Raw genomic sequence first — 4,861 nt, 5'->3', positions numbered from 1 at the left:
GAGTCGTCAAACGCAAGGTCCTGAAATGGGCCGCGAAACGCTCCCACCACGCACACTGGCCCCAGCCCGAACACAGCCCTCACGTCACCATCCGAGTCACTAACTGAACGGTATTGGGGTTAGCCGGAAGGACGGGAAGGGCAGCGCGTTCGAGCGGGGCATCGCCGCGGTCGCCCAGTACGCCGCCCGGGAAGGACACCTCAAAATCCCCCGCCATCACACCGAGTCCGTCGTCATCGACGGCGAGGAACACACCGTCAAGGCCGGTGTGTTCCTCGCCAACCACAAAACCCGGCGCGCGAAGCTCACCGCCTCGAAGCTGGCCGCGCTCGCCGCGCTCGGCGCCGACTGGGCAACCGAATGACCGCCCCGCCTCCCACCATCGCCTCGGCGGCCGGGTGCCTCCCCGACCGCCCGCGACCCCGACGGCGGCCCGGAAACCGGGCTGCCGACCAAGTCCTCTACACCGGGGCGACACCGTGCGGCAGGCCGTTGTCGTCCTGGTCCACGTCATCACCGCGCCGCACACCAGCCGGCGCATCATGCGCACCCCGGCCGCCGACGCCCCGGTGTCGTCGCCCGGACCCACGCCAACCAGGGAGGAACCCCGTGAGTAGCGAGCAGCACGACGCCGATGCGTACGGCCAGGAGCTGGCCCGCATCAGCCACCACCAGCACGAGGCCACCGACGCGCGGTTCACGGTTTTCCCGGCCCTGGCCGCCGTTGAGATCGGACACGAGCAGGCCGACGACATCATGGCAACGCTGGAGGCCGGGGCGGTGGCCGGCGCCCACGCCTGGATCTCCGAGAGCAGCCCCCCGCACGGGTCCGAGCCGCGGTTCGAGGACGGCTGGTTCGCAGGCGTCCGCGACGTCGCCAGCCACCTACTGCGCATCGCCGACACCACCGCCGCCACGGGGCGCGGGCGCGCCGCCTCCAGCGCCGTGCTCCTCGCCCACCTCCAGCAGCCGGCCTCCCCCACCCTTGAGGAAACGCCGACGGACGAACCCGTCCCGGACCCGGCTCCGGCGCTGGACGCGACCGACGTCCTGGTGGCCGCGGAACGCTTCCCGTGGGCCCTGGCCGCGCCGGGCGAACGGCACTGGCCGGACGGGGAGTTCCTGGACGTCGCGCTGAGCGCGGTACGCACCGAGGAACGTCAGGGATACATCGAGCGCCTGGAAGCGTTCGTGGAGAAGCACCGCGCCCGCCTGGAGGAACTGCTGCGCGCGTACGGGCCGGGCAGCAGGCCCGCCTCGCACGGCCGGTACGCGCTGATCGGCCAGCCCGAGACCCTGGTCATCCTGGAGCGGATGGAGACCAACCCGTCCGGCCTGCGCAGCCAGTGGGAGAAGAAAATGGAGGACGTCTTCCTGGACGACCTCGAATTCGCGTGGGGGCCGCGCATCCGCCTCAGCCGGGAACCAGCAGCGGGACCGGGCAGGGCGATCCGACCCTGTTGGCGAATCCGACGGGGCGCGGGCGGAGCGGCAACTGATTCTCCGAGCGACGGCGCCCCGCTCCGGGCCAAGCACGGCGGCAATCCCAGCGGGCCCTCGATGACACGGCCCCTCCTACGGCATCCCGATCGCGCGGCGCCCGGAGCGCGCGGCCGGTGAGACTGCGGTGGTGGCGGGTGATGTGGCGTCACCCGTGAGGGCGGACCGTGCCGGTACGGGAGGAACCCGGAAGGTAGCCGCTCGTCGGTAGGGTCATGGAACTGATCCACGAACAGCATCTGAGCGAGCCCGGACTTGTCGTTCTCGACATCACCGCAGCCGACGAAGCGACCGTCCACGCGGTCATGACCACGCTCGACCAGCTCTGGGCAACCTCCGGGACCCGGCCCACGCTACGGGTCCCTGGAGAACCCGGGGTCGGGGCACGGGTATACGTGGACACCCGCCATCGCCCCGCTGGCTGAACCGGGCCGCCTGGGCCGAAGGCCGCACCTGTTTCCGGGCCGAGGAGCGCGGGGGCCGCCGGTGAAACGGGCTCGCGTACGGGTCGAACACCGATGCCGTACGGTTCTGGTGGCTGGGGTTCTTTCACCCTCCGGTGAACGTTCTTCACCTCCGGCCCTTCGCACCCCGGGAATCAGTGCGCTCTGGCCCCGGGGTGCTGCCATTGCCGCCGCAAGGCTGCCCTGACCCGACAGCGGCAGGGAATGCCTGATCTATCAGGTAGATCCAACGTGCCCGGTCCGGCGGCTGACAGGCCAGATTGTCGGCACCCGGCGTGCGGACACGGGAATGGGTGGTCAGCTGGTCCAGAGGACCGGGCTGTCCCTGTACGCGTCACCCTCCTCGAACGAGGCAACCGCGATGGGATCGGTCTTCGTGGCGCTGAGCGAGCAGGTCTCGTAGGAGGCGCCCTTGGTGGTGAAGTCGCGGGGGGCCGTCTCGTTGTCGCACTTGCCCGGGAGGTCGCCGATCAGAACGACGCCCGTGGGGCCGCCGCCTTCCAGCTTGCCGCGCAGCCTCAGCGACGCGTAGGACAGGTCGGTGCCGCCGACGTTCTCCACCTTCATCCGGATGTAGTAGGGCGTCATGCCCTTCGCCTTGTCACCGAATGGGGCCATGTCGGCCTCGGCGCCCTTCTCGATCGCCGTGACCGTCACGGCGACGGTGCCCTCCTTATCGGTCCCGTACTTGAACGGCAGGACCGCCCGGTCACCAATCTTGAACTTCGTGCCCGGTGCGGCGACGTCACCACTGGGCGCAGCGGCAGCATCGTCGCTTGGGTCCGCGGACGGGCTCTTGCTGCTCGGGGCGGCCGGGGTGGAGGCCGAGGGCGAGTCCTTCGCCGATGCCGAGTCCTCGCCGTTGTTGCAGGCCGTGAGCCCGAGGCCCAAGGTGGTGAGGGTAACTGCGAAGACGATGCGTCCCTTATTTATCATTTTTTTGACCTAACTCGCGGTGGAGCTGTGCTGTGCGACAGCTGGAACGTTCAACCACTGGACGAAGCTCCCGGCCGTAAGACCGGGCACGCCAGAGGGCACGGCGACGACGGTGCGTCAACGAGGCGCGCCGCGACGCCCATCTCAGACTGAGGCAAAAATGACACAGACACGTCGCAGGCACGGCACAGCCGCGCGACGGGCGCCGAAATGACAGACGTGGTCTTCGCCACATTTGTCCGCCGCGGGCAGCAGTTCGGAATGTCGTCGCGCACAAGAGCTGCTTCGACTTCATCAACCACGTGCCCGTTCTGTCTGCCCGACCATGCCCTCCCAGCGGTGCGCGTCGCCGTCCTGACCGAGGCCCGTGTGGAGTTCGGCGATCAGGTCGTACGCGCCGCCCTCCGGCAGGGCGTAGGTGTAGAAGGCGCGCAGCAGCGTCTGTTCCGCCGCCTTGGTGAAGCCGAACTCCGCGAGTTCTTCGGCCTGAGCCAGCAGTGCGGCGCGGTCGGCTTCGGTCATCTCCGGCAGGTCGGTGGCGTCCCCGTCGCGCAGGTGCGGGCGAGTGGCAAGGGACTGGTAGGCGTCGTCTGCGTGCACGTCGGCGACCAGGTGGAGCCGGTCCGAGCCGGTGGTGTTACACACGCCGTGGGCCTGCGAGGACTTCATCGCCGCGAACGCCGACTGGCTCACCGTGCCCACCTACGCCCCAGACCTCAACCCTCACCCTTTGATTGGAGCCGCGCGCGGTCAAGAACAGTCTGAGCGGTAGGCGAAGGGCCTGTCGGGGCAGCTGGTGCATTCGAACAGGTAGATGCCGCCCATGTCGCCGAGCGTGAGCCCAGGGGGGCATTGGATCTCGGTGCGTTGTTCGTTAGGAAGGTCCATCACCGGTTGGAACTCGTCTGGGCCGACGGCGGCTGCACCGGCAGTCTCGTCGAGCACTGTCTGGCCGGGTTCGCCCTGGTCCTGGCGATCGTCAAGCGCAGCGACGACACGCGCGGCTTCGTGGTGCTGCCGAAGCGGTGGATCGTCGAGCGGTTCTTCGCCCACCTGATGCGAAGCCGCCGCCTGGTACGCGACTTCGAACGCCGCACCACCAGCGCCGAGGCGATGGTCTACTGGTTGATGACCATGGTCATGACCCGCCGTCTGGCCCGTTCACGCCCCGCGCGAGCGTGAACCGGCCCGGTGCCGGCTCGGCCAGCCAGCCTCGCGCGACCAGGCGTTTCGCCTTCGCCCTCAGCGCCTCCACCTTGGCCGGCACCACGTCCATGCCGAGCAGGACGGCCATCTCCTGGCAGGTCAGCGGGCCCTGACCGAGGCGGACCCGGTCCGCGAGAGCGGCCAGGATGCGCTGGTAGTCCGCCGACAGTGCCGTCCGGGCCAGCCCCTCGCGCCACACCGGAACTTGCGACTTCGCCTTCGCCGCCATGGGCGGTGACGCCTGCACCTCGGCTTCCGTCCCGGCACCGCCCGGTCGCTCGGCGGCCACCGCGTCGGCCGGACTCCCACCCGGCCCGGACAGCACCGCACCAACACGCTCGCGGGCGATTGTCCACTCCAACCACTCCTGCTCGGCCGTCGCGAGTTCGGCCTGGATCCGGTCGGCTTCCTCGCGCAGCCCGTCCACACGACGACGGGCGGCAAGCTCGTGCTGTTCCAGCAGTCCGACAACCGACGGCATCCACAACCTCCACGAGAGCGACGAAACGACGATCCATCACTCCCACACCGACGCCGCCCCTACCCCTGACCAGCGAAAACGCAGCCGTCAGGCTCGGAAAGACAACAGCCTCTAAGGTCGGCACAACGATGAATCACCTTGTTTTACGGCATAACTCACGGGTAGGCGCGGTTACATAGTGAAGTTTCCCCGTGATGTTGGACACGTGTTCGTTATGCCGCGAGGGCGTGTTGGTGCCGCTGCCTGGTCTCGGCTGGGGTCAGGTAGCCGAAGA

The 4,861-nt window shown here is 69.0% G+C and carries 7 protein-coding genes; 4 read left to right on the top strand and 3 right to left on the bottom strand.

The annotated features are described in order from the left end of the window. Positions 1 to 103: 103 nt before the first annotated feature. The 3 genes from ACFC79_RS38085 (at position 104) to ACFC79_RS38075 (ending at position 1,925) form a co-directional block, all read left to right on the top strand. Positions 104 to 364, top strand: coding sequence for a helicase associated domain-containing protein (locus ACFC79_RS38085; RefSeq protein WP_376249837.1), 261 nt, complete (start codon positions 104 to 106; stop codon positions 362 to 364). A 245-nt stretch (positions 365 to 609) separates the two neighbouring features. After that, positions 610 to 1,620 (top strand): hypothetical protein, encoded by a 1,011-nt coding sequence (locus tag ACFC79_RS38080; RefSeq protein ID WP_376249835.1) that lies wholly within the window; start codon positions 610 to 612, stop codon positions 1,618 to 1,620. 95 nt (positions 1,621 to 1,715) lie between these two features. Next, positions 1,716 to 1,925, top strand: a complete 210-nt coding sequence (locus tag ACFC79_RS38075) for a DUF6207 family protein (protein WP_376249833.1) — start codon at positions 1,716 to 1,718, stop codon at positions 1,923 to 1,925. Between the two features lie 336 nt (positions 1,926 to 2,261). Here the strand turns inward: ACFC79_RS38075 and ACFC79_RS38070 are convergent, their stop codons facing one another. Together ACFC79_RS38070 and ACFC79_RS38065 are read right to left on the bottom strand one after the other, a co-directional pair. Then, entirely contained in the window at positions 2,262 to 2,900 is a 639-nt protein-coding gene (locus ACFC79_RS38070; protein ID WP_376249831.1) for a hypothetical protein, read from the bottom strand. A gap of 294 nt (positions 2,901 to 3,194) precedes the next feature. Further along, positions 3,195 to 3,593 carry a hypothetical protein gene (locus ACFC79_RS38065; RefSeq protein WP_376249829.1) on the bottom strand — a complete coding sequence of 133 codons (399 nt, stop codon included), beginning with the start codon at positions 3,591 to 3,593 and terminating at the stop codon, positions 3,195 to 3,197. 201 nt (positions 3,594 to 3,794) lie between these two features. Between ACFC79_RS38065 and ACFC79_RS38060 the strand changes: the two genes are divergently transcribed. Further along, entirely contained in the window at positions 3,795 to 4,082 is a 288-nt protein-coding gene (locus ACFC79_RS38060; protein ID WP_376249827.1) for a hypothetical protein, read from the top strand. On the opposite strand, the gene ACFC79_RS38055 is transcribed toward ACFC79_RS38060, so the two are convergent. Then, positions 4,039 to 4,587 carry a hypothetical protein gene (locus ACFC79_RS38055; RefSeq protein ID WP_376249825.1) on the bottom strand — a complete coding sequence of 183 codons (549 nt, stop codon included), beginning with the start codon at positions 4,585 to 4,587 and terminating at the stop codon, positions 4,039 to 4,041. The two genes, ACFC79_RS38060 and ACFC79_RS38055, sit on opposite strands and share 44 nt — an antisense overlap. Positions 4,588 to 4,861: the final 274 nt, after the last annotated feature.

This window comes from Streptomyces sp. NPDC056061 (genome assembly GCF_042266885.1).
In the GTDB taxonomy this organism is placed as follows: Bacteria; Actinomycetota; Actinomycetes; order Streptomycetales; family Streptomycetaceae; genus Streptomyces.
The sequence above is the reverse complement of the archived record's forward strand: the minus strand, read 5'-3'. Positions and strand labels throughout refer to the sequence as shown.

Bases quoted from the DNA above. Each gene is read 5' to 3' on its own strand.
- ACFC79_RS38070 (WP_376249831.1), bottom strand. From the start codon at position 2,900: ATGATAAATAAGGGACGCATCGTCTTCGCAGTTACCCTCACCACCTTG.
- ACFC79_RS38055 (WP_376249825.1), bottom strand. From the start codon at position 4,587: ATGCCGTCGGTTGTCGGACTGCTGGAACAGCACGAGCTTGCCGCCCGT.
- ACFC79_RS38075 (WP_376249833.1), top strand. From the start codon at position 1,716: ATGGAACTGATCCACGAACAGCATCTGAGCGAGCCCGGACTTGTCGTT.